Annotated in this window: 22 protein-coding genes and 1 pseudogene; 12 read left to right on the top strand and 11 right to left on the bottom strand. The window is 67.4% G+C overall.

Going from position 1 to position 21,438, the window contains the following annotated elements; genetic code table 11:
* Window positions 1-578: class I tRNA ligase family protein (locus tag Q4G50_RS06985; RefSeq protein ID WP_303376935.1), on the top strand; the 578-nt coding region annotated here is incomplete at its 5' end.
* Window positions 579-582: 4 nt separating this feature from the next.
* Window positions 583-2,031 carry a thiamine pyrophosphate-binding protein gene (locus Q4G50_RS06990; RefSeq protein WP_303376936.1) on the top strand — a complete coding sequence of 483 codons (1,449 nt, stop codon included), beginning with the start codon at window positions 583-585 and terminating at the stop codon, window positions 2,029-2,031.
* Window positions 2,032-2,049: 18 nt separating this feature from the next.
* Here Q4G50_RS06990 and Q4G50_RS06995 read toward each other — a convergent pair whose 3' ends face one another.
* Complete coding sequence (locus tag Q4G50_RS06995; protein ID WP_303376937.1) at window positions 2,050-3,306, bottom strand: HNH endonuclease signature motif containing protein; 1,257 nt, start codon at window positions 3,304-3,306, stop codon at window positions 2,050-2,052.
* Between Q4G50_RS06995 and Q4G50_RS07000 the strand changes: the two genes are divergently transcribed.
* Window positions 3,305-4,369 carry a hypothetical protein gene (locus Q4G50_RS07000; protein WP_303376938.1) on the top strand — a complete coding sequence of 355 codons (1,065 nt, stop codon included), beginning with the start codon at window positions 3,305-3,307 and terminating at the stop codon, window positions 4,367-4,369. The two genes, Q4G50_RS06995 and Q4G50_RS07000, sit on opposite strands and share 2 nt — an antisense overlap.
* Here the strand turns inward: Q4G50_RS07000 and Q4G50_RS07005 are convergent.
* On the bottom strand, window positions 4,366-5,298 hold the full coding sequence (locus Q4G50_RS07005; protein WP_303376939.1) for an MDR family oxidoreductase: 933 nt from the start codon (window positions 5,296-5,298) through the stop codon (window positions 4,366-4,368). The genes Q4G50_RS07000 and Q4G50_RS07005 overlap by 4 nt on opposite strands.
* 27 nt (window positions 5,299-5,325) lie before the next feature.
* Here Q4G50_RS07005 and Q4G50_RS07010 point away from each other — a divergent pair.
* The 3 genes and pseudogenes from Q4G50_RS07010 (at window position 5,326) to Q4G50_RS07020 (ending at window position 7,543) form a co-directional block, all read left to right on the top strand.
* Window positions 5,326-5,809 (top strand): annotated as a pseudogene (locus tag Q4G50_RS07010) (VanZ family protein).
* Between the two features lie 39 nt (window positions 5,810-5,848).
* Window positions 5,849-6,196, top strand: coding sequence for a cupin (locus Q4G50_RS07015; RefSeq protein ID WP_085549105.1), 348 nt, complete (start codon window positions 5,849-5,851; stop codon window positions 6,194-6,196).
* Between the two features lie 318 nt (window positions 6,197-6,514).
* Complete coding sequence (locus tag Q4G50_RS07020; protein ID WP_303376940.1) at window positions 6,515-7,543, top strand: triacylglycerol lipase; 1,029 nt, start codon at window positions 6,515-6,517, stop codon at window positions 7,541-7,543.
* Here the strand turns inward: Q4G50_RS07020 and Q4G50_RS07025 are convergent.
* Entirely contained in the window at window positions 7,540-8,148 is a 609-nt protein-coding gene (locus Q4G50_RS07025; protein WP_303376941.1) for a response regulator transcription factor, read from the bottom strand. The two genes, Q4G50_RS07020 and Q4G50_RS07025, sit on opposite strands and share 4 nt — an antisense overlap.
* Window positions 8,145-9,323, bottom strand: a complete 1,179-nt coding sequence (locus Q4G50_RS07030; RefSeq protein WP_303376942.1) for a sensor histidine kinase — start codon at window positions 9,321-9,323, stop codon at window positions 8,145-8,147. Before Q4G50_RS07030 ends, Q4G50_RS07025 begins: the two co-directional genes overlap by 4 nt.
* Before the next feature lie 110 nt (window positions 9,324-9,433).
* Between Q4G50_RS07030 and Q4G50_RS07035 the strand changes: the two genes are divergently transcribed.
* The 5 genes from Q4G50_RS07035 to Q4G50_RS07055 are packed head-to-tail and all read left to right on the top strand — an operon-like array spanning window position 9,434 to window position 13,347.
* On the top strand, window positions 9,434-10,426 hold the full coding sequence (locus tag Q4G50_RS07035; RefSeq protein ID WP_303376943.1) for an ABC transporter permease: 993 nt from the start codon (window positions 9,434-9,436) through the stop codon (window positions 10,424-10,426).
* Complete coding sequence (locus Q4G50_RS07040; protein ID WP_303376944.1) at window positions 10,426-11,052, top strand: ABC transporter ATP-binding protein; 627 nt, start codon at window positions 10,426-10,428, stop codon at window positions 11,050-11,052. The genes Q4G50_RS07035 and Q4G50_RS07040 overlap by 1 nt, the downstream gene beginning before the upstream one ends.
* Before the next feature lie 8 nt (window positions 11,053-11,060).
* Entirely contained in the window at window positions 11,061-11,999 is a 939-nt protein-coding gene (locus Q4G50_RS07045; RefSeq protein ID WP_303376945.1) for a winged helix DNA-binding domain-containing protein, read from the top strand.
* Complete coding sequence (locus Q4G50_RS07050; RefSeq protein ID WP_303376946.1) at window positions 11,996-12,709, top strand: TIGR02206 family membrane protein; 714 nt, start codon at window positions 11,996-11,998, stop codon at window positions 12,707-12,709. The genes Q4G50_RS07045 and Q4G50_RS07050 overlap by 4 nt, the downstream gene beginning before the upstream one ends.
* Entirely contained in the window at window positions 12,673-13,347 is a 675-nt protein-coding gene (locus tag Q4G50_RS07055; protein ID WP_303376947.1) for a TIGR02206 family membrane protein, read from the top strand. Before Q4G50_RS07050 ends, Q4G50_RS07055 begins: the two co-directional genes overlap by 37 nt.
* A gap of 193 nt (window positions 13,348-13,540) precedes the next feature.
* On the opposite strand, the gene paaZ is transcribed toward Q4G50_RS07055, so the two are convergent.
* On the bottom strand, window positions 13,541-15,625 hold the full coding sequence (gene paaZ / locus Q4G50_RS07060; RefSeq protein ID WP_303376948.1) for a phenylacetic acid degradation bifunctional protein PaaZ: 2,085 nt from the start codon (window positions 15,623-15,625) through the stop codon (window positions 13,541-13,543).
* Between the two features lie 149 nt (window positions 15,626-15,774).
* On the opposite strand from paaZ, the gene Q4G50_RS07065 reads away from it, so the two are divergent.
* On the top strand, window positions 15,775-16,125 hold the full coding sequence (locus Q4G50_RS07065) for a PaaI family thioesterase (RefSeq protein ID WP_273045030.1): 351 nt from the start codon (window positions 15,775-15,777) through the stop codon (window positions 16,123-16,125).
* Here the strand turns inward: Q4G50_RS07065 and Q4G50_RS07070 are convergent.
* From Q4G50_RS07070 to paaD, 6 genes are read right to left on the bottom strand one after another with little or no spacing between them, the layout of a single operon-like run.
* Window positions 16,122-16,958 carry a 3-hydroxyacyl-CoA dehydrogenase family protein gene (locus Q4G50_RS07070; RefSeq protein WP_303376949.1) on the bottom strand — a complete coding sequence of 279 codons (837 nt, stop codon included), beginning with the start codon at window positions 16,956-16,958 and terminating at the stop codon, window positions 16,122-16,124. The genes Q4G50_RS07065 and Q4G50_RS07070 overlap by 4 nt on opposite strands.
* A gap of 3 nt (window positions 16,959-16,961) precedes the next feature.
* Complete coding sequence (locus Q4G50_RS07075) at window positions 16,962-17,720, bottom strand: enoyl-CoA hydratase/isomerase family protein (RefSeq protein WP_303376950.1); 759 nt, start codon at window positions 17,718-17,720, stop codon at window positions 16,962-16,964.
* Between the two features lies 1 nt (window position 17,721).
* Window positions 17,722-18,921, bottom strand: coding sequence for an acetyl-CoA C-acyltransferase (locus Q4G50_RS07080; protein ID WP_303376951.1), 1,200 nt, complete (start codon window positions 18,919-18,921; stop codon window positions 17,722-17,724).
* A 28-nt stretch (window positions 18,922-18,949) separates the two neighbouring features.
* Window positions 18,950-19,720: an enoyl-CoA hydratase/isomerase family protein gene (locus Q4G50_RS07085; protein WP_303376952.1), complete on the bottom strand. Its 771-nt coding sequence runs from the start codon at window positions 19,718-19,720 to the stop codon at window positions 18,950-18,952.
* A 15-nt stretch (window positions 19,721-19,735) separates the two neighbouring features.
* Window positions 19,736-20,896, bottom strand: coding sequence for a 1,2-phenylacetyl-CoA epoxidase subunit PaaE (paaE, locus tag Q4G50_RS07090; protein ID WP_303376953.1), 1,161 nt, complete (start codon window positions 20,894-20,896; stop codon window positions 19,736-19,738).
* Window positions 20,896-21,426, bottom strand: coding sequence for a 1,2-phenylacetyl-CoA epoxidase subunit PaaD (paaD, locus tag Q4G50_RS07095; RefSeq protein WP_303376989.1), 531 nt, complete (start codon window positions 21,424-21,426; stop codon window positions 20,896-20,898). Before paaD ends, paaE begins: the two co-directional genes overlap by 1 nt.
* Between the last annotated feature and the right edge of the window lie 12 nt (window positions 21,427-21,438).

Raw genomic sequence — 21,438 nt, forward strand, 5'->3', positions numbered from 1 at the left:
GGGCGACGAAGGACGTCGTCGGTGCGCAGCGCTTCCTGCAGCGCCTGTGGCGCCTGGTGGTCAGCGAGGAAACCGGCGACGCCCTCACCGAGCCGCTGGAGCTGACCGACGAGGACAACAAGCAGCTCCACCGCACCATCGAGGGTGTGCGCGACGACTACGACAACCTGCGCGTCAACACCGTGGTGGCCAAGCTCATCGAGTACGTCAACTACCTCACCAAGACCTACCCGGATGCCGTGCCGACCGCGGCCGTCGAACCGCTGGTCATCATGGTCGCACCCGTCGCCCCGCACATCGCGGAGGAGCTGTGGAAGCGCCTCGGGCATGAGGGCACGGTCGCCTTCCAGGACTTCCCTACTTTCGACGAGAAGTGGCTTGTCGACGACGAGATCGAGCTGCCCGTCCAGATCAACGGCAAGGTCCGCGCCCGCGTCATGGTCCCGGCCGATGCGCCGCAGGAGGACGTCATCGCGCGTGTCCTGGAGGAGCCGCGCGTCGCCGCGGCCGTGGAGGGCAAGAACCTGGTTAAGCAGATCGTCGTGCCCGGCCGGATGGTCAACCTTGTGGTGAAGTAGGAGCATGCAGCAGGTCGCGCGGGCGGTGGCGGAGGCCACCGACACCGTTTTCGGGCTCATGGGCAACGGCAACGCTGCCCTCATCCGCGAGCTCGCCGACCTCGGCATTTCCCTCATTACCGTGCGGCATGAGGCGGCGGCCATCGCGGCCGCTGACGCTTTCCAGCGCGCGACCGGCCGCCTGGCTGTCGCCACGACCACCTATGGCCCGGGTTTCACCAACGCCCTGACCCCGCTTATCGACGCCGCCCTCTCCCGCTCCCCACTCCTCTTTCTCGCCGGCAGCGATTCCGGTGCCGACCACGCGGCCCTGGTAGCAGCGTGCGGGGTGCGCGTAGAGCAGGACGTTGCGGTGGCCGTCGAGTACGCGCTGCGCGAAAGCGCACCAGTCGTTGTGTTCCTCCCTTTCCGAAGGCCGGTGCCCGCTGCGGACCGCGGTGACGTCTCACGGTTGTTGTCGGACGCCGAGCAACCCCTCATCCTCGCTGGTCGCGGAGCTGTCGGCAGGCGCACAGAGGTGGTGGCGCTGGCGCAGGCCCTGGGCGCAGATGTGGCCACCACCGCGCCGGCGAAGGGCTTCTTCCAGGGCGTGGCCGGGGTGCGGGACCTGGGGATCTGCGGTGGTTTCTCCACCCCGGAGGCCCGCCTGGAGATGCGCGCCGCTGACGTTGTGCTGGTCGTCGGCGCCTCGCTCAACCGCTTCACCCTCATGCACTCCTTCCGGGCGGACGCGCATGTCATGCAACTGGATCCCCATGCACCCACCTCCCCGCGGGTGGACACGGTGCTTGAGGATCTGCCGGAGGTGAGGGGGTGCCGAGAAGCACGGCCCGCGGTGCGCACCACACACCACGTCGGGGATGGCGTGTGCGCTGACGGGCGTCTGGACCCGCGTAGTCTCTTCGTCCGCCTCAACGAGGTACTGCCGAGCGAGCGCATCGTGGTCACTGACGGCGGCCACTTCATCGCCTGGCCGTGCATGTACCTTGACGTTCCCGGCCCTGACCACCTCGTGCTGGTGGGCACCGGTTTCGAGTCCATCGGACTCGGCTTCGGCTCCGCCGTCGGCGTTGTCGAAGCCGCCGGTTCGCGGCTGACCGTCCTGGTCACCGGTGATGGCGGCGGGCTCATGGCGCTTGCCGACGCCGAGTCCGTCATCCGCCGCGTCCACGCCACCGGCGGCCGCTGCGTGGTAGTCGTGGTCAACGATGCCGCCTACGGGGCCGAGGTCCACCAGTACGCCTGGCAGGGCGTGCCGGAGGAACCGATGCTCATCCCGGAGGTGGACTTCACCGCCGTCCTCGGAGCCTTCGGGGCACAGGGTGCGGTGGTGCGCACGTTGGATGATGTCGCGGTAATCGAGGACTGGTTGGCCTCGGGCGAATCAGGCACGTGGGTGCTCGATTGTCGGGTGTCGCGGTCGGTGGTGGCTCCTTTCCTGGCACGTAAGTAGTGCGCAGCTGCGCACAGTTTAGGTGCCTTGACCTGGTTCAATGTCGTCGAAGGTGTTTTCGTGCTCCCATATGTCGAGCAGGTCATCGTCGCCGCGGGGGACGGGTCCGTGGGTGTAGCTGTCGGCGTGCTGCCCCATTGCGAGGTCGAGCATCGGAGGCTGGTTATCCACGGACGTATAAGACTCTCCCCCGGGGAAGCGGAAACGCAGCAGGGTCGGGTCGATCGAGTCCGGGACGATGACCAGCTCACCGTTGGCAATCATGGCGTGATGGAGGGAGCACAGGGGGATGAGGTTGTCTAAGTCGGTGAGGCCGCCGGATGCCCAGTCCTTGATGTGGTGGAACTGTAGCCAGTGGGTGTGGTCGCACCCCGGGGTGGCGCACTGGTGGTTCCAGCGCGTGAGCAGGGCCTTCTCCTGGGCGCGGGTGACCAGACGGGAGGCCCGCCCGAGGTGGAGAATGCGCCCGCGGGCGCCGCGGATCTGTACGGCGAGGACCCCGTTGATGATGCTGCGTAGCAGCTCCGTGCCTTCTGCTGCGGGCTGGGCTGGGATGCGGACGTTGTCATCAGGGTCAATGATGATGGTGACCTGCGCTCCGGGGGCGTTCGTCTTGGCCTCCGGGTTGGTGCGTGCGAGGCGGAGCAGGCCCATGAAAGAGCCGAGGAGGGTGGTCGTGCGGGGCGCGCCGAAGCGCGTGGTGTCCTTGTCTGGCCCTTCGGCCAACTCAGCGGCCTTGAGGGAGGCGAGGAACTCGGCGCCATGCTCGGGGTCGAAAGAACCCCAGAACCGCACCCCGCCGGTCTCCTTATCCACGGCCACAGACAGACGGTTCTTCGGACGGGGCTTTCCGCCGTTGGGGCGGGGCCGGCCGGCGAGCAGGGTCTCCAGCTCCTGGAGGGGGTGGTCGAGGGCAAGGCGGACGAGCTCACTCTCGTTGTCCACGGTGAGGTAAGGCAGGAGCAGCCGCACCTTGGAGTAGCTGATATCTCCTTCAGCGAAATGGTGGGTGAGCAGTGGGAAGGCGAGCAGGCTCCGGCCGACCTGCAGGTACTCATAGGCGGTTCGACGGGATAGGTCCTGGGTGCGCATCACCCAGGAAACGGTGCCGGCTGAGCCGCTGAGTTCACGTGCATCGAATTCGGCGAGGTGGAGGATGAAGGCGGCCTTGTGGCGGGTGAGGGAACGGTGGGCGGTAGTCAGGGCGGTGGACAGTTGGCGGTCGGTGAGCGTGTTGATCGTGGCGAGCATGATTCCCCGTTGACTCGCTTTCATGCGCACCATCATTATCATCGGCTGTGTCGGCATGATCGCCATGCTGGCCATCCACTTCACCCTCCTGGCCTGGAACTTCCGCGAGTTCAACGCCTTCAAGCAGACCGCGGCCTACCAGAACCTGAAGTCCACCAACGCCGAGGTCACCCTCATGGCCATTCCGCTCACTCTGGGCATGAGCGTCAACGGTGCCTTCGTCGCCGCGATGGCTCTGGTCCCGGGCCTGTGGGGCATCATCCAGTCCCTCATGCCGCTGGCCCTGCTCGCCTACGGTGCGGTCGGCGTCCTGGCCCTGGTCATCATGACCAACTACCTGCGCCGCATCATCGGCGGCGGCTTCTCCTTCGAGGCCAACGTTGGCCTCAACCAGCTCCTCGCCGCCTTCTCCATGGCCATGGTCGCCGTCGGCTTCGGCGCGCCCGCCGCCATGGGCACCAACCCGCTGGTCGTGCTCATCGGCGTGTGGGGCTCCATGCTCTTCGGCTTCATCTCGGTCCTGCTCTTCGGAGTCTTCCTCGTCGTCGGCGTCATGAGCATCATGCAGTACGGCCTCGCACAACCGAACTCCGCCACCCTCTGGCTCGCCGTCCCCGTCCTCACCCTGTGGTCCATTACGGTCCTGCGTGATCGGCACGGTGTGCAGACGCTTATCGACGCTGGCCCGGCCGGCCCCCAGAACCACCCCCAGTCCTCGGTCGCCGTTCTGCTGTTCCTCAGCTTCATGATCCTCGCCCAGGTCGCCTTCCTCGGCCTCGGCTGGGTGGTCATGCGCTCCAACGGCTTCTTCCAGCGCTTCGTCACCAGCCGCGAGGAAACCTCGCCCGTTGCCTTCACCCTGGTCTGCCCGGGCGTCGGCCTGGCCGCCCTGTCGATGTTCTACATCAATGTCGGCCTGATCCAGAACGGCCTCGTCGAGAAGTTCTCCAGCCTCTACTACGTTCTGCTGCTCGGCCCGACCGCCGTCGCAATCGTGACCATGTGGCTGGCCTTCACCCTGTTCCGCAACCAGCTGTCTACGGCCAGTAAATTCGCCCAGGAGCAGAAGGTCCTGGTCAACGCCTAGATCTCAACGACTGTGCGTCCGCGCAGCTGACCGTCCATAAGCTTCTCACCTGCGGAAACCACCTCATCCAGCGAAATGGTGGTGGTGAGGGAGGTGAGGATGTCGAGGTCGAGGGTGGCGTCGAGAAGCTCCCACGCACGTTCCCGCACCGGGCGCGGGGCGTCGACGGAGTTGATGCCCACCAACTTCACGCCGCGCAGGATAAACGGCAACACGGTGGCCGGCAGATCCGGGCCCTGGGTAAGACCACAGGCGGTGACGGTGCCGCCCCACACCGTTTGCGCGCAGGCGTTGACCAAGGTGTGGGAGCCGACGCAGTCGACCACGCCCGCCCAACGGGCCTTCTGGAGGGGGCGGCCCGGCTCGTCGAGACGGCCAATGAGCTCGGCGGCACCGAGACCGCGCAGCCAGTCGGAGTGCTCGGGGCGACCTGTGGAAGCGACGACGTCGTAGCCCAGGCGTGCCAGCAGGTGCACAGCGATGGAACCGACACCGCCGGTGGCGCCGGTGACCAGCACCTCGCCGTCCTCCACGCCCTGTTCCCGCAGCGCCACGACGGACATCGCGGCGGTGAAACCGGCGGTGCCGATCGCGGCGGCGTGCCAGGCATCGAAACGCTCCGGAACGGGGATGGCGGCGTCGGCGGGGACGCGCTGTTGCGTCGTGTAACCACCGTGGCGGAACTCCCCCAGGCCCGTGCCGTTGACGGTGTACAACTGCCCCTCAGAGGTGCCCACCACATCGATGCCCGGCACCAGCGGATCCACCCGCATGACGCCCTTGTCACCGCGCAGCGCCATCGCATCCTTGTAATTGAGGGAGGAATGGGTGACGTCGATAAACATGTCGCCGTCGCCGAGGAACAGCTCCTCCCGGAGTTCGGTGGTGACGCCGTCGTCGGTACGCGTGACAACAAGAGACTTGTTCATGGGACCACGCTAGCTAGATTGGGGGCCATGCGCAGACTTACCTGGTTGGCTCTCGCCGCGTACTCCGCGGTCATGATCGCCCTGACGATGCTCAAGGCGTTCTACCGGATCGGCTACCTGTGGGAACCGGCCGTGCACCGCCACCGTGAGCTGCGTCTTGTCCCCTTCGAGGACCTCGTCGGAGCAGTCAGCTGGTTCGCCCCGGTCTCCCTTCGGCGTGCTCGTGTACATGCTGGTGGGCCGTGTGCGAGGGACGGTCCTCGTCGGATTCCTGACCTCCCTGGCCATCGAGATCGCCCAGTACGTCTTCGCCCTCGGTTACTCGGACATCGACGACCTGCTCATGAACACCCTCGGGGCCTTCCTCGGTGCGCTGGTGGCCAGGGCGTTCGGACCGCGCTGGCACAAGGTGTGGATCAGCCTGGCGCTGGCGTTGGGCGTGGTGTTCGCGGTGCTCGTCGGCCTGGGGGAAAGGCTGGGTGATTCGGACAAGGTCGTCGACGTCTACTAGGTAGGCTCGGGGCCACCGCCCATTGTGAGGAGAACCACCATGTCCATCGTCGACGACAAGGCCCGCCAGCTCCTGGAGAAGGCGTGTGCCGCCGACAACGGTCGCGCCGCCAAGATGCTGGTCAACGACGGCCCGCTCCGCCAGACCGTCATCGCCCTCAAGCAGGGCACCGAGCTGCAGGAGCACAACTCCCCGCCCGCCGCCTCCATCTTCCTGTTCACCGGCCAAGTGAAGGTCGCCGGCCAGGAGGAGACCACCATCGGCGCCGGTCAGCTGGTCACACTCACCCACCAGCGGCACTCCGTGTCCGCCCTGGAGGACTCCGTCTTCCTGCTCACCACCGTCACCAGCGTCGAGGGGCGGGAGTCGCACGGCGGACAGTCGTGAGACTGCTTTCCGCGCTGGCCGTGGTGCCCCTGGCCGCACGGACGTCCGGGGCCAGCTCGGGATCATCGTGCAGCCCTGCGGCCTGGACATCGACGTCGTGAGCATCGACGGAGACAAGGGCAGCCGGGGCGAAGCACAAGGGGGATGAACAGGTGCGGAGAGTGCTGACGACCTGGAACCACATCGCCGCACTCCGGGACGGCGAGGTCCTCATCGGCAATGATTCACCCCCGACGATCGTGACCCGGGAACACTTCGCGCCCAGTTCATGCCAATAACCGCGCTCGAGGTGGTGGGTGCCGGGTACTGTTGCTGAGCATGAGGAAAGCCCTGGTCGCCCTGGTCACAAGTATCTGCGTCGCCACTCCCGTGGCCGGGGCATCGAGCATCCCCCGCATCCCGGTGTTGTCCTCCGGCCATGATGTCAGCTCGCGCTCCTTCGGCTCCGAGATTGGTCTGTCCTCCGGGGCGGCCCTCGAACTCTCCTCCGGGCCCGTGGTGGAGGTGTCCTCCGAATCCCGCCTCGCGCAGGAGCTCGGTTCCACCATGAGCCTGTCCTCTGATTATCCTCTCGGTGCGCCATTCAACGACCTTAATTGCATACCGACGCCCACCTACCCCTCCCCCGTCATCCTCATCCACGGCACCGCCGGTGGAGCTCATCACTTGGGAGCGCTGGCGACGCGGCTAGCCGAGGAGGGCGCCTGCATCTGGGGTCTGAATTACGGAGCGAACCAGGTCAGTGCACTCAGCGCTTCCGCGGGGCGTTATGGCTACGCGGACCCGTACGCCAGCCTCGACGAGGTGGCGGAGTTCATCGATCGTGTGAAAGCCCGCACCGGCTCTGCAGAAGTGGATCTGGTGGGCCACTCGCAGGGCGGCACCCTCGTCAAGGGCTACATCAGTGGCCGCGGCGTCGCCGACAATGTGCGCCGCGCCGTCACCCTTGGGGCGACTTTCCGGGGCACCGACGTCAACGGGCTCGGTTCCGTCGGCACCGCACTGCCCAGCTCCACCTCCTTCTGGGCCGGAGAAGCCGCAGCCCAGCAGCTCACCGACTCTGACTTTGTCAGCTGGCTGAACACGCTTCCCGACGCCGCCCCCAACGTCATCTACACCGCGCTCTACACCGCGGGCGACACCATCGCCACGCCGAACGACACCTCCATGATCCTCACGCCGGGCGCCGATGCCGCCAACATCGAGGTGGAGGCTGCCTGCGAGCGACCCATCCACCACAGTGACCTCCCTGTGGATCACGGCGTCATGGACCTCATCCTGTGGGGACTTACCCGCGCGCCCGGCGACCACTCGCCCGCGCCGGGCACCTGCGGGCCACTGCACTAGATCACGCGCTGCTCGCGGGCGGCGGTGATCGCGGCGGTGCGGGTTCCCACACCCAGCTTCTGAAAGATGTGCACCAGGTGTGTCTTCACGGTGGCCTCGGAAATGAAGAGCATCTTCGCCAGTTCCCGATTGCTGGCCCCAGTCTCCAGCGCCTGCAGAATCTCGATCTCCCGGGCGGACAGGGCCTGCGAGGGACGGCTCATTCTTTCGGCCAGCGCCCCGGTGACCTCCGGGGCGAGGGTGCGGCGGCCGACGGCGGTGGCCACGACGGCGTCGTGAAGTACCTGTTCAGGGGCATCCTTGAGCAGATAACCGAGGGCACCGGCCTCGACGGCGGCGACGATGTCGGCCTGCGTGTCGTAGGTGGTGAGGATGAGTACCGGCGGGCCGCCAGCCGCGCGGAGACGTCGGGTGGCGGTGATGCCGTCCATGCCGGGCATCTGGATATCGCACACCACCACGTCCACCTCTTCGCGGGTGGCACGCAGGGCGTCGGCGCCGTCGGAGCCCTCTGCGACGACCGTGATGTCGGGGAAAGCGTCGAGGATGGTGCGCAGGCCAGCGCGGACGACGGGGTGATCGTCGATAAGCATGACACGGATCATTGCGGCTCCTTCGCCGAGGTCAAGGGGATATGCACCGTGGCGGCGGTACCGCCGTCCGATTCGATGAGCAGCTCGCCGCCGACGGAGGCGACGCGCGACTCCAGGCCGCGCAGGCCATAACCGCGGGTGCCGGGGAAGCCGCGGCCGTCGTCAAGCACATCGAGGGTGACCTCACTGTCCCAGACGCCGTAAGTGACCACGGTGCGCTCGGCGGCAGCATGCTTGACCACATTCGCCAGCAACTCCCCCGCCGCCCGGACGATGACGCGCGACACGGGTTCCGGCAGTTCACGGTGGGTGTCGCCGGCGAGTTGGAGCTCCACCCGCAGCGGATCGCCGAGCGCTATCTGCCGGGCGCGGGTGCGGTCGACCAGATGCTGCAGGGACACCGGCACGGGCTCGCCGGGCCGGGCGAGGTCACGGACGAAACGACGGGCCTCGGCAAGGCTGTCGGCGGCCTGATCCTCGATGGTGCTGACCTGGTGCAGGGCCGCGGCGGCGTCCCCGCGCTCCAGGCTGCCACGCACCGCCCGGGAAACCAGCACGATGGAACTCAAACCCTGGGCGACGGTGTCGTGGATCTCCCGGGAGAGCCGCTCGCGCTCCTCCAGGCGACCCGCCTGGTGCTCGGAGACGGCGAGTTCCTCCTGCGTGGCGCGCAGATCCTCCGCCACGCGGCGGTGATGCGCGGCCTCCCGGTGCAGCGCCACATACGTCCAGTAGATGGCCACCGCCAGGACGGTGCCGATGAACGGGCCCACCGCAGAGGCGGGCGTCCACTCCCCCGGGTGCAGCTGGGCCGGGACGAACGCTGCGATTGCCCACAGCACCGTCGCCGCCACCAGGCCCAACGTGCGCGGCAGCAGGTGCAAAAACAGCAGGACCAGCGGAAACAGTAGCCACACGAAAGTGATCGATACGGCCACCAACGCGTGCCACAGCAACGTGACCACCGCCAGCCACCACCACACCACACCCCGCGGTGGGGTGCCCACGCTGTGCTCCCACACCGTGCCCAGCACATACACCAAGGCCAGGCCCACGCTGAGTGGCAGGACGGGTGTGCCCGTCGCGGCTGCCGGCTCCGCCACCAGGAACAACACCACACCCAGCACCAGCAGGAAGGCGAAAAGCAGGTGCAGGCCGATGCGCAGGGTGCGAAGCAGTGTTGTCACACTCCCGACGGTAGCGGCCAGGTGATGGACGGGGCATCAACCGACCGGTTGAGCGGGTTTTCGGCTGGGCAGCCGATGGTTTCCCGGCGCCAGGCAGCGAGCATGAAGGCATGTACCTCGGCATTCGCGACATCATCCACGCCCGCGGCAGATTCACGCTCATCACAGCGGTCGTCGGGCTCATCACGTTGCTGCTCGTCATGCTCACCGGTCTCACCGGTGGTCTCGGCGCACAAAACACCTCGGCTCTCAGCTCGCTTGACCCCGACCGCGTCGTTTTCTCCTCGGAGGAGCCCTCATTCACGGACTCGCAGGTCACGGCCACCGACGTGGCCACCTGGGAGGCAGTGGAGGGTGTCGAGGAGGTGCGTCCGCTGGGCACCATGCAGACCCGCCTCGAAGCTGACACCACGCAGTCAGTCGCCGTCCTGAGCCTTCCCGGGATCGGTCCGGGGGCGGTGCTCTCGGAATCGCTTATCGATACCCCGCCCCGCCACATCACCCTCGGCGGCGTCCGCGTGCCAGTCGCGGGCACCGCGCCGGACCAGCACTACTCGCACACGCCTGTCGTGTGGGTCGACACCGCCACCTGGCAGGACATCGCCCGCACGGAGGCACTGGGCACCGTTTTGCTTATCGACGGCACCGTCGCCCACGACGTCCCCGACATAACCGTGACGACCCTGCGCGGCTCCTTCGCGGGCTTAGCCGCCTACCAGTCGGAACAGGGTTCGCTGCAGACCATGCAGGGCTTCCTGTACGCCATATCGGCGCTGGTCATCGTCTCCTTCCTCACGGTGTGGACGATCCAGCGCACCCGCGATCTGTCGATCCTGCGAGCCCTCGGGGCCGCACCCGGCTACCTCGTGCGGGACGCCCTCGGGCAGGCGGCGCTCATCCTGGCCGTCGGCGTCACAGCCGGGGCCCTGGCCGGGTGGGGTCTGGGGATTGTCGCCGGCCAGGCGGTCCCCTTCCAGCTCACCCTGCTGAGCGTGCTCGGACCGGCCCTGGGCATCTGGCTGTTGGGCCTGCTCGGCGCGTTGCTGGCCACCCGGCGGGTCGGAAAAGTCGACCCGCTCATCGCACTCGGAGGACAAGGATAATGGCACTGCACCTAGATAACATCACCCTCACCTACCCCGACGGACTGACGGAGGTCACCGCCGTCGACGACGTCACCCTGACGCTACGCCCCGGCGAGCTCACCGCGCTGGTCGGTGAATCGGGCTCCGGCAAATCCTCCCTGTTGGCGGTGGCCGCTGGCCTGCAGGTCCCCTCTTCCGGGCGGGTGCGCGTCGACGGCCCCCGGGGCCTTATCTTCCAGCAACCCAACCTGCTGGGGGCACTCACCACCCGGGAGCAGCTGCTCATCACCGACCACATCCGGGGGCACAGGCCGCGCCCGGAACATGCCGATGAGCTGCTGGAGCGCGTCGGACTCGCCGGGTTCGGCCACCGCCGCATGAACCAGCTTTCCGGGGGCCAGCGCCAGCGCGTCAACATCGCCCGGGCACTCATGGCCTCCCCCGCCGTGCTGCTCGCCGACGAACCGACCTCCGCCCTGGACAGCCGCCTCGCCCACGAGGTCGTCGACCTGCTCGTGGACATCACCCGGGAGTTGCACGCCGCCACCCTCATGGTCACCCACGACCGCAGTCTGCTCGACGCCTTCGACCGCGTCATCGAGATGCGCGATGGCCGCATCCGGGAGGTGCAACCGGTGTCATAATGGCGGGCATGGACCAGCTCGCCGAACTGCGCGCCCGGCGCCTCATCGCCCAGGGCCTGCATTCTCCCGGACGCAGTGCTGCCGACGCTGCCCGGTGGATGCTCGGCGTGCAGGGGCAGAAGTACGCCGACGGTATCCGGGCATTGTCCCTGCGGGGACCGCTTGACGACGCCGCGGTGCTCGCGGATGTCGATAAGCACCAGATCGTGCGGGCCTGGCCCATGCGCGGCACCCTGCATTTCCTACCGGCGGAAGATGCCCGCTGGATGATGCGGCTGTGCGGGCCGCGAGTAGCACGGGCGCAGATGCAACGCCGTCCGGGGCTCGGGATCACGGAAGCGCAGGTCGATACCGCGAGAAAGGCCCTGCATTCCGCGTTGCGGGGTGGAGCCTTGACCCGCCCGCAGGTCTATGAAGTGTTCGCGCAGGCAGGAGTCGATCCCGCTGAGCAGCGCGGCCCGCACCTGGTGCGCGCCTTCGGCGGCGAGGGGGACGTCGTGCAGGGGCCCCGGCAGGGTGCGGTGGAGACCTTCCTGCACGTGGATGACCTGCCCGTGGCGCAGCGGGAACTGGCAGGGGAGGAGGCCCTCGCGGAGCTGGGCACCCGCTACCTGCATTCGCACGGCCCGGCCAACGTCAAGGACCTGGTGTGGTGGGCGGGCCTCACGGTGGCGCAGGCGAAGAAGGCCTTTGCCCTGGCGCGGGATGTCGTGGAGTTCGGTGAGGGGTACTGGATGGGGGAGTGGCAACGGGGCGTCGATAAGCAGGAACTGGAAGCCGCGCTGGCGGCGACCTATGAACTTCCCGCCTTCGACGAAATCCTGCTGGGGTACGGCGACAAGTCGCTCATCCTGGCTGATGAACTGCGGCCGCAGGTGCTCACGAAGAACGACCTGAGCTGGCCTTTCCTCATGTGCGGGGGAGTGGTCACGGGGAGGGCAGCGTGAGCTACACCTGGATGCGGCAGTACAGCCCCGAGCACATCGCCGTGCTGGTGACCGGGGTGGTGGCGGGCGGGATCCTCGTCGTCGCGGCGCGCCGGGTGCGTGGAGCAGGATGGCTGACGGTGGCCCGGCAGGTGACCGGCTGGGTGCTCATGGTGCTGGCCGGGGCGTGGCTGGTGTTCACGCTGTGGCCCGGCAACCTGCACGTCACCGAGGCGCTGCCTTTCCACCTGTGCGACTGGCTGCGCTACATCGTGGCATATGGCCTGATCACCGGGGACGAAAGGGCGTTGGCGATCACCTATTATTGGGGGATCCTGCTGAATCCACAGGCTATTATCACGCCCTACCTGCCCTATGTGCACAACCCGGCATGGGTGCAGTTCGCTGGTTATTGGTTCTTCCACATGGTCGCGCTCATCGTGCCTGTGGTGATGGTTGCCGGGTTCGGCTGGCGACCGGACTGGCGCGATTTCCGTTTCGTGGCCGCAGTCTCGCCCGGATGGATGGCGGTGGCGGGCCTGGCGAACAAGGTGACGGGCGGCAACTACGGATTCTTCGCCCACAAACCACCGACAGCGTCCATCATTGACATATTCCATCGTATGGGATGGCAACGACACTACTGGATTCTCGAGGTCATCCTCATCGCCATCGTATGGACGGCGGTGATGACATGGCCCCTTACAGTCCGGAGCACTGGGCCGCGCTGATGGTCATCGCGGTGGCCACCCCGCTGCTGGTGCGGGCCGTCCGTGGGCGGGATGTGGACACGTGGGTTAGCGTCGCGGGCTGGGTGCTGCTCACGGTGTCTGTGTGGTGGATGCTCTGGGACATGCGACCCGCCATCTTCGACATCCAGCGCTCCCTTCCACTCCACCTCTCCGACTTCGCGCGCCTGACCGCCTCGCTCGCCCTGATCACCCGGAAGTGGTGGTGGGCTGCCCCGACCTACTACTTTGGCCTCACCCTCAACGTCCAGTCCCTGCTCACCCCGGACCTCAACTACTTCGTCGACGCCCGCCTCGAGTACCTCATGTACTGGTTCCTCCACGCTGCGGTGTTCATCGCGCCGATCGTCCTGGTGTGGGGCTGGGGCATGCGGCCGCGGTGGTCGTGGCTCGGCGTGACCTGGATCTTCTTCCTCGCCTGGGCAGGTGGCACCATGCTCGTCAACGCGCTCACCGGCGCCAACTACGGCTACCTCAACGCGCACCCCGCCGGCCCCTCGCTTCTCGACGCCATGGGCCCCTGGCCCCAGTACCTGTTCACCGCCGCAGGTGTGCTGGGTGCGGCCTGGGCGGGCATGACCTGGCCCTGGGAAGTTCTGCGAAAGCGCAGGTCAGGTTAGGAAAAGTGTGCGCAGCTGCGCACAGTTGGCGACCTGCGCTCCGCCTAATCCGTCAGAAAATCGCCGATTGGCGGTTACGTGTGAGATTAAGGGGGTGCCTAATCTAACAATCGGCCGATGCAGACGTGGCGAAGCGCCGGGAGAGGAGCGCGACACTGCCTTTTCTCCCGGCGCTGCACCGGATTGTGGGGTCCTACTTGTTCCAGTTGGCGTAGGTGGTGTTCACCTTCTCGACGAGGGTGAGCACGTCGTAAGAGGCAACCAGCTCGTCGTCCTGGTTGAACAGCTGCGCGTCCCAGCAGACCTCGCCGTAATCGTCGGTGACTCGCGGGGTGATGCGCTTGGCGGTCAGCTCGATGCGGACGGAGTCGTCGTAGGTGACCGGCGTGATGAAGCGCAGGTTCTCCAGGCCGTAGTTGGCCAGGACCGGGCCCGGGGCGGGCTCGACGAACAGGCCGGCGGCCCAGGAGACGAGCAGGTAGCCGTGGGCGACCCGACGCGGGAAGAACGGGTTGGCCGTGGCTGCCTCCTCGTCGACGTGCGCGTAGAAGGTGTCGCCGGTCTTCTCCGCGAACTCCAGGATCTCCTCGAGGGAGACGTGGCGCAGATCGGAGGCGAACTGATCACCGATCTGCAGGGTGGCCAGGTCCTTGCGGAAGGGGTGCTCGGCGGTGCCGGCCTCGACGTCCGCGCGGGTGACCTTGTTGACCTTGGCGCCACGCACCCACTCGCCGGTGATAGCGGTGAGGTGGTCCGGGGTGCCCTGGATGGCGGTGCGCTGCATGTAGTGCTTGATGCCGCGGACGCCACCGAGCTCCTCGCCACCGCCGGCGCGACCCGGGCCACCGTGGACGAGGTGGGGGAGTGGGGAGCCGTGACCGGTGGAGGTCTTGGCGTCATCGCGGTCGAGGAAGTGGAGGCGGCCGTGGTACGCGCCGATGGTGTGGGCGTAGCGGGCGGCCAGTTCGGGGGAGTGGGTGATCACGGAGGCGACCAGGGAGCCCTCGCCGCGGGCGGCCAGGCGGATGGCGTCCTCGGTGTCGGTGTAGCCGATGATGGACACGACCGGGCCGAAGGCCTCGACGTTGTGGACTGCGTCGGCGTCGGCGTCGTCGAAGGTGAGGATGGTCGGGGCGAAGAACGCGCCGTCCAGCTTGTCGGCACCACCGGTGACGACGGTGCCGCCAGCGGCGATGAGCTTCTCGACGGCCGCGGCCACATCGTCGCGTTGGTCGACGGAGACCAGCGGTCCCATGGTGGACGCGGGGTCACGCGGGTCGCCGGGGACGATCTTGTCGTTGAGGCGGGCGGCCAGCGCCTGGGCGACGGCGTCCTTGAGGGCGTTCGGCACGATGGCGCGGCGGATGGCGGTGCACTTCTGGCCGGCCTTGGCGGTCATCTCGATGAACAGGGCCTTGACGTAGGCGTCGAACTCGGGGGAGTCCTCGGTGACGTCCTCGCCCAGGATGGCCGCGTTGAGGGAGTCGGCCTCGGCGGTGAAGCGGACGCCGTTCTTCAGGACGTTGTCGTGGGAGCGCAGGGTGGCGGCGGTGGCGGCGGAACCGGTGAACGCGACGTGATCGCGGTGATCCAGGTGATCGAGCAGGTCGCGGGCGGAACCGGAGATGAGCTGCAGGGAGCCCTCCGGGAGGATGCCAGACTCGATCATGAGGCGCACGCAGGCGGCGGTGACGTAGCCGGACGGGGTGGCCGGCTTGACCAAGGTCGGCATGCCGGCGATGAAGGTGGGGGCGAACTTCTCGAGCATGCCCCACACCGGGAAGTTGAAGGCGTTGATCTGCACGGCCACGCCCGGGAGGGTGGTGTAGATGTGGGTGCCCAAAAAGGAGTTGTCGCGGGAGAGGATCTCGGTCGGGCCGTCGATGATGACGCGGCCGTTCGGCAGCTCGCGGCGGCCCTTGGAGGAGTAGACGAACATCGTCTGGATGCCACCGTCGATGTCGACACCGTTGTCGCGCTTGTTGGCGCCGGTCTGGTAGGCCAGCTCGTAGAGCTCGTCCTTGTGCTCGCCCAGGTAGAGCGCCAGCTCCTTGATCTTCAGGGCGCGCTCGTGGATGGTCAGCTCGCGCAGGTTGCGCTGGCCGGTCTCGCGGGCGTACTCGATGGCTCCGGCCAGGTCGAGACCGTCGGTGGAGACGGTGGCGACGACCTCGCCGGTGGAGGCGTCATGGACCTCGGTGACGCGGGAGGGGTTCTCGGGCGTGACCCACGCGCCGGAGAGGTAGCTGGGGACGAGGGTGTCGGTGAGAGTGGACATCGGGGAGGTCCTTTCCTGGGGATTAATTAGTGACCGAACGGACGGTCAGGATTTCTGGCCAGTATAATCAAGATCACATTTCACACAAGGCCTACGAGGAGAAGACCGTGGAACCGTGGACAATCGAACTGGGTGAGCTGGACCGGAAGATGGGGGTCGAGGTCCTCGAGCAGTCACCCGAGAAGGTCGTCGCCACCATGCCGGTCGACGGCAACCGGCAGTCCCTGGGGCTGCTGCACGGCGGTGCGATGGTGGCCATCGCGGAGGCGGTCGGCTCCTGGGCCGCCGTCATCCACGCCTCGACCATGGGCAAGGTGGCGGTGGGGGTGGACATCAACGCCACCCACCATTCCTCGGGACGATCCGGCCTGGTCACCGCCACCGCCACCGCCATCCGGCTGGGGCGGACGATGACCAGCCACGAGGTGATCCTCACCGACGAAGCCGGGAAGCGGCTGTGTACGGCGCGGATCACTAACGCGATCGTCGAGAAGCGCTAGCTGTAGTCGTAGAAGCCCTTACCGGACTTCCGACCCAGCTCGCCGCGCTCAACCATGTCGCGCATGAGCTGCGGCGGGGCGAAACGCTCACCCAGGGTGGAGGCGAGGTACTCGGCGATGCCGAGGCGCACGTCGAGGCCCACGATGTCGGTCAGAGCCAGCGGGCCCACCGGGAACTTGTAGCCCAGGACCATGGCGTTGTCGATGTCCTGCGCGGACGCGACACCCTCCTCGACCATGCGGATCGCCTCGAGGGCGATGACCACGCCGAGGCGGGAGGAGGCGAAGCCCGGGGCGTCCTTGACCACGATGGGGGTCTTACCCAGCGCCTCGACCCAGCCGCGGGCGGAGTCGACGAGCGGGGCCGGGGTGGAGTCCGCGACGACAATCTCGACCAGCTTGGAGGCCGGCACCGGGTTGAAGAAGTGCAGGCCGATGACGTCGTTGTCGACGGTCAGCGCCAGGTCGGAGACGGACAGCGAGGAAGTGTTCGTCGCGATGACGGCCTCGGGGGAGGCGTCGGCGATCTTCTGGAACGAGGAGACCTTGAGGTCCATGGACTCCGGGACAGCCTCGACGACCAGCGGCAGACCGGCGAAGGCGCCGGCATCCGTGGTGACGGTGAGGCGTTCCAGCCACTCCTCGCGGGTACCGGAGGCACCGCGCTTGAGGGAGCCGTCGACGTCGTTGCTGATGCGCTCGTAGGCGGCGGCCACGGCCTCGTCGTTGATGTCGACGACGGTGACCTCCGCGCCGGCGGCGAGGAAGGAGTGGGCGATTCCGGCGCCCATACGGCCACCGCCGAGCACACCCACCTTGTTCGGGACAGTCATGTTCTACTTCTTCTTTCGGTCGAGGAAGGCCTGCATACGTTCGAACTTGGCGTCCGACTCGAAGAGGATGGCCTGGGCGATGTTGTCGACGGCCGGGTGTGCCGCCGCGGGCATGGCCATCACCTGCTTGGAGATACGCACCGCCAGGGGATCGAGGGCGGCGATGCGGTCGGCGTAGGCTTCGGCGGCGTCGAGAAGCGCCTCCGGAGCGGCGAGCTCCGTGACCAGGTGCGCCTCGTAGGCCTCCGCGCCGGAGAGGATGCGGCCGGCGAGGAGGATCTCCTTCGCGATGGCCTCACCCACCAGCGCCTTGATGCGCCACAAACCACCGGCCGCGGCGATGATGCCGAGGTTCGCCTCCGGCTGACCGAACTTGGCGCCCTCGGTGGCGATGCGGAAGTCCGCGGCCAGGGCCAGCTCCAGTCCGCCACCCAGTGCGTAGCCGTCGACGGCCGCGATGACCGGCATCGGCAGCTGGGCGATGCGGTGGAAGATGGTGTTGTTGATGCCACGCAGCGCGTCCTCGCGGCGGCGCTCCTTGAGCTGGCCGATATCGGCGCCGGAGGCGAAGATGCCGCGGCCCTTGTGCTCACAGCCGGTGATGATGAGGATCTTCGGCTCGCGCTCGAGGTGATCGCAGACGGCGTGCAGCTCGGCGACCATGGCGTCGTCGATCGCGTTGCGCACCTCGGGGCGGGTGAGCTCGACGACGAGCCGGTCACCGCGGTCGGTGACGGTCAGTGCCTGGAAATCATCGAACATCTCAGACCCTCTCGATCGCGATGGCGGAACCCTGACCCACACCGATGCACAGGGTGGCGATGCCGCGCTGGCCGCCCTCCTGCTCGAGGCGGTTGAGCAGGGTGATCGTGATGCGGGAACCGGAGGAACCCAGCGGGTGACCCAGGGCGATGGCACCGCCCCACGCGTTGACCTTGTTCTGGTCGAGCTCCAGCTCGCGGATGACCGCCAGGGATTGGGTGGCGAAAGCCTCGTTGAGCTCAACGGCATCAACGGAACCGAGGTTCCAGCCAGCCCGCTCGAGGACCTTGCGGGTCGCCGGGATGGGGCCCAGGCCCATGATCTCCGGGGCCAGGCCCGCGTTGGCGTTGGCGATGACCTTGGCACGCGGCTTCAGACCATACTTCTCGACGGCCGCCTCGCTCACCACGAGGATCGCGGAGGCACCGTCGTTGAGGCTGGAGGAGTTGCCGGCGGTGACGACCTCGCCGCCCTTGACGACGGGGCGCAGCTTCGCCAGCACCTCAGTGGTGGTGCCGGGGCGCGGACCCTCATCGGTGTCGACGAGGGTGACGTTGCCCTTGCGGTCCTTGACCTCGACCGGGACGATCTCGGAGGCGAAGTGGCCGGCCTCGATCGCGGCAGCGGCCCGGGCCTGTGACTGGGCGGCGAAAGCATCGGCATCCGCGCGCGAGATGTCGCAGACGCGGGCGACCTCCTCCGCGGTCTCCGGCATGGAGAAGGTGGTCTTCTCCTGCGCGGCGAACGTCGGGTTGACGAAGCGCCAGCCGATGGAGGTGTCGAAGGCCTCGCCCGGCTTCGCGAAGGCGGTGGTGGGCTTCTCGACGACCCACGGTGCGCGGGACATCGACTCGACACCACCGGCGACGACGACATCGGCCTGGCCGGATTCCACCATGGCGGTGGCCAGGGCAATCGCCGACATGCCGGAGGCGCAGAGGCGGTTGACGGTGATGCCTGGGACGGTGTCCGGGTAACCGGCCAGCAGCCAGGCCATGCGGGCCACGTTGCGGTTTTCTTCGCCGGCGCCGTTGGCGTTGCCGAGGATGACCTCGTCGACGGCGGCCGGATCGATACCGGCATCCTCGATGACGGCCTTGATGGTCAGTGCCGCGAGATCGTCGGGGCGGACGGACGACAGGGCGCCGCCGTAACGGCCGACCGGGGTGCGGCGGCCGGAAACCAGGTACGCAGTAGTCACTGGCTGCTCCTTCTTGTGGTTGTTTCGGTTACTTGCCGGTGAAGACGGGCGTGCGCTTCTCGTTGAAGGCGGCGAAGCCCTCGAGGTAGTCCTCGGAGGAGCACAGCTGCCCCTGGGCGACGTTCTCGTCGGCGACGGATTCCCACAGGCCGCGGCGGTTATCACGGATGTCCTGCACGAGCTCACGGGAGGCGAGGAACGCGCGGGTCGCACCGCTGGCGGCCCGGCGGGCCTTGCCACGGGTGAACTCGACGAGCTCCGCGGCCGGGAGGGCGCGGGAGAACAGGCCGGCGGTGACGGCCTCGGCACCGGTCATCATGTCGCCGGTGACGATGAGGTCCATCGTGCGGTGGGCGCCTAGACGCTCCACGAACAGGGAGTGTCCACCGGAATCCAGGGTGGCGCCGAGGTTGGCGAAGGGGGAGCCGATGGTGGCGTCGTCTGCCACATAGACGATGTCGGTGGCGATGGCCAGGCCCAGTCCGACACCCAGGCACGGGCCGTGGACGGCGGCGAAAGTCGGGGCCGGGAAGGTGCTCATCTGCTGCAGCACCGGGGTGACCTTGTTGGCGAGGTAGTCGGTGGCGTCGTCGTCACGCGGGTCGAGACCGCGGATGTTGCGGCCGGCGGAGAACCCCTTTCCCTCGCCGCGCAGCAGCAGGGCCCGGGCCCCACGCTCGGCGGCCTCGGTGTAGACGTCCGAGAGCTCCTGCAGGTCCGCCTCGGTGAGCGAGTTCAGGGCCTTGGGGTTATTGAGGACGACCTCGGCGAGATCGTCCTCGAAGTACAGATCAATCATCTATTCGGTGCCCTTCTAGGCGTCGTAGTCGACGGTGATCTTGTCACCGGTGGCGCGGGTCTGGCAGGTCAGGACGTAACCCTTGGCGACCTCGTCGGCCTCCAGTGCGTAGTTCTCGTCCATCTCGAACTCGCCCTCGATCACCTTGGCGCGGCAGGTGCCGCACACGCCACCAGCACAGGCGAAGGGTACATCCGGGCGCGCGCGCAGGGCGGCGTTGAGAATGGTCTCGTTCGCAGAGGCCGGGGACTCGATGGATCCGGACAGGCCATCCAGCTGGAAGGAGACGGTGATGTTGCGGCCGTGCGGGTCGGCGACGACAGGGCGACCGGTGTTGCCCTGCTGCGGACCGTCCTGCGGCTTACCGGTGGAGAACAGCTCGAAGCGCACCTTCTCGCTGTTCACGCCACGCTCGTCGAGCTCGTCGCGGACCAGCTGCACCAGCTCGAAGGGGCCACAGAGGAACCACTCGTCGGTGTCGTCGGTGCGGACGACCTTGTCCAGGAGAAGGGAGAGCTTCTCGTCGTCGATACGCCCGGAGAACAGCGGGTTGACGCGCTGCTCGCGGGAAAGGACATGGTGCACTGCGAAACGGGTCGGGTACTTGTCCTTGAGGTCACCGATCTCCTCGGCGAACATGACGTCACCGCCGCCCTTGTTGGCGTAGACGATCTCGAACGTGGCCGACGGGGAGCCGGACAGCAGCGCCTGGGCGATGGACATGATCGGGGTGATACCGGAACCGGCGGCGATGGCGACGAGGTGCGGGGCGCCGTCGACGTCGGCAAGCTCGTCCTTGAGCAGCTCCTGCGCATCGTTGAGGGAGGTGACATGGACGCGCGAGGTGAAAGCACCCTGCGGGTTCATGACCTCGATGACGGTGCCCGGGGTGAGCTCGTCGTTGGCCCAGGTGGAGAAGATGCCGCCGAGGTCGCGCTTGATGGCGACGCGGATCACGCCGGGGCGGGGAATATCGCAGATGGAGTAGGAACGGCGGACTTCCTGGCCATCGATGTCGGCGCGCAGCGCGACGTACTGGCCGGGGACGTAGTCGTAGTCGTCGCGGAGCTCCTCCGGAACCTCGAAGCTGACCTCGACAGCGTTGTCGGTCAGACGACGGACCTCAGAGACCTCGAGCGGATTGAACTTGGCCTTTTTCTTGGTGGGAGCGGTCATCAGTGCACCTTGAAGTAGTCGAAGGGCTCGAGGCAGTCCTCGCAGGAGTACAGGGCCTTGCACGAGGTCGAGCCGAATTGGGCGATGTTGCGGGTCCGGGTCGAGCCGCAGCGCGGGCACGGAACCGGGGGTGGGGGAGCGAGGGTGAGCTTCACTGGGCCCGCCTGGGCCTGGTTCGCTGAGTGCTGCGGAGGGGCTATGCCGTACTCGCGCAGCTGCTCGCGGCCTTCCTCGGTGATCCAGTCGGTGGTCCAGGCGGGGTGGAGCACCAGGTCGACACGGGAGTCCTCGTAACCGGCGGCGACGAGAGCCTCCCCGACCTCACGGGTGATGTGGTCCATGGCCGGGCATCCGGAGTAGGTCGGGGTGATCGTCACCACCGCGGTGCCGTCGAGGACGGCGGCGTCGCGAAGAATTCCCAGGTCGGCGATCGAGATGACCGGGATCTCCGGATCAGGCACCGTGGCGGCGGTGTCCCAGACCTTCGCAGCCTCGGGATCGGTGGGGCGCAGGGGATGGGTGGACACGATCTGACCTTCCTT

The organism is Corynebacterium sp., assembly GCF_030538285.1.
GTDB lineage: Bacteria > Actinomycetota > Actinomycetes > Mycobacteriales > Mycobacteriaceae > Corynebacterium.

What these genes read in the sequence shown, in the direction of transcription:
- Q4G50_RS07065 (WP_273045030.1), top strand. Translation starts at nt 15,775, where the DNA reads ATGGGGGTCGAGGTCCTCGAGCAGTCACCCGAGAAGGTCGTCGCCACC.
- Q4G50_RS06995 (WP_303376937.1), bottom strand. Translation starts at nt 3,306, where the DNA reads ATGAAAGCGAGTCAACGGGGAATCATGCTCGCCACGATCAACACGCTC.
- Q4G50_RS07020 (WP_303376940.1), top strand. Translation starts at nt 6,515, where the DNA reads ATGAGGAAAGCCCTGGTCGCCCTGGTCACAAGTATCTGCGTCGCCACT.
- Q4G50_RS07000 (WP_303376938.1), top strand. Translation starts at nt 3,305, where the DNA reads ATGCGCACCATCATTATCATCGGCTGTGTCGGCATGATCGCCATGCTG.
- Q4G50_RS07085 (WP_303376952.1), bottom strand. Translation starts at nt 19,720, where the DNA reads ATGATTGATCTGTACTTCGAGGACGATCTCGCCGAGGTCGTCCTCAAT.
- Q4G50_RS07005 (WP_303376939.1), bottom strand. Translation starts at nt 5,298, where the DNA reads ATGAACAAGTCTCTTGTTGTCACGCGTACCGACGACGGCGTCACCACC.
- Q4G50_RS07075 (WP_303376950.1), bottom strand. Translation starts at nt 17,720, where the DNA reads ATGTTCGATGATTTCCAGGCACTGACCGTCACCGACCGCGGTGACCGG.
- Q4G50_RS06990 (WP_303376936.1), top strand. Translation starts at nt 583, where the DNA reads ATGCAGCAGGTCGCGCGGGCGGTGGCGGAGGCCACCGACACCGTTTTC.
- Q4G50_RS07040 (WP_303376944.1), top strand. Translation starts at nt 10,426, where the DNA reads ATGGCACTGCACCTAGATAACATCACCCTCACCTACCCCGACGGACTG.
- Q4G50_RS07015 (WP_085549105.1), top strand. Translation starts at nt 5,849, where the DNA reads ATGTCCATCGTCGACGACAAGGCCCGCCAGCTCCTGGAGAAGGCGTGT.
- paaZ (WP_303376948.1), bottom strand. Translation starts at nt 15,625, where the DNA reads ATGTCCACTCTCACCGACACCCTCGTCCCCAGCTACCTCTCCGGCGCG.
- Q4G50_RS07045 (WP_303376945.1), top strand. Translation starts at nt 11,061, where the DNA reads ATGGACCAGCTCGCCGAACTGCGCGCCCGGCGCCTCATCGCCCAGGGC.
- paaE (WP_303376953.1), bottom strand. Translation starts at nt 20,896, where the DNA reads ATGACCGCTCCCACCAAGAAAAAGGCCAAGTTCAATCCGCTCGAGGTC.
- Q4G50_RS07055 (WP_303376947.1), top strand. Translation starts at nt 12,673, where the DNA reads ATGGCCCCTTACAGTCCGGAGCACTGGGCCGCGCTGATGGTCATCGCG.
- Q4G50_RS07035 (WP_303376943.1), top strand. Translation starts at nt 9,434, where the DNA reads ATGTACCTCGGCATTCGCGACATCATCCACGCCCGCGGCAGATTCACG.
- Q4G50_RS07025 (WP_303376941.1), bottom strand. Translation starts at nt 8,148, where the DNA reads ATGATCCGTGTCATGCTTATCGACGATCACCCCGTCGTCCGCGCTGGC.
- Q4G50_RS07070 (WP_303376949.1), bottom strand. Translation starts at nt 16,958, where the DNA reads ATGACTGTCCCGAACAAGGTGGGTGTGCTCGGCGGTGGCCGTATGGGC.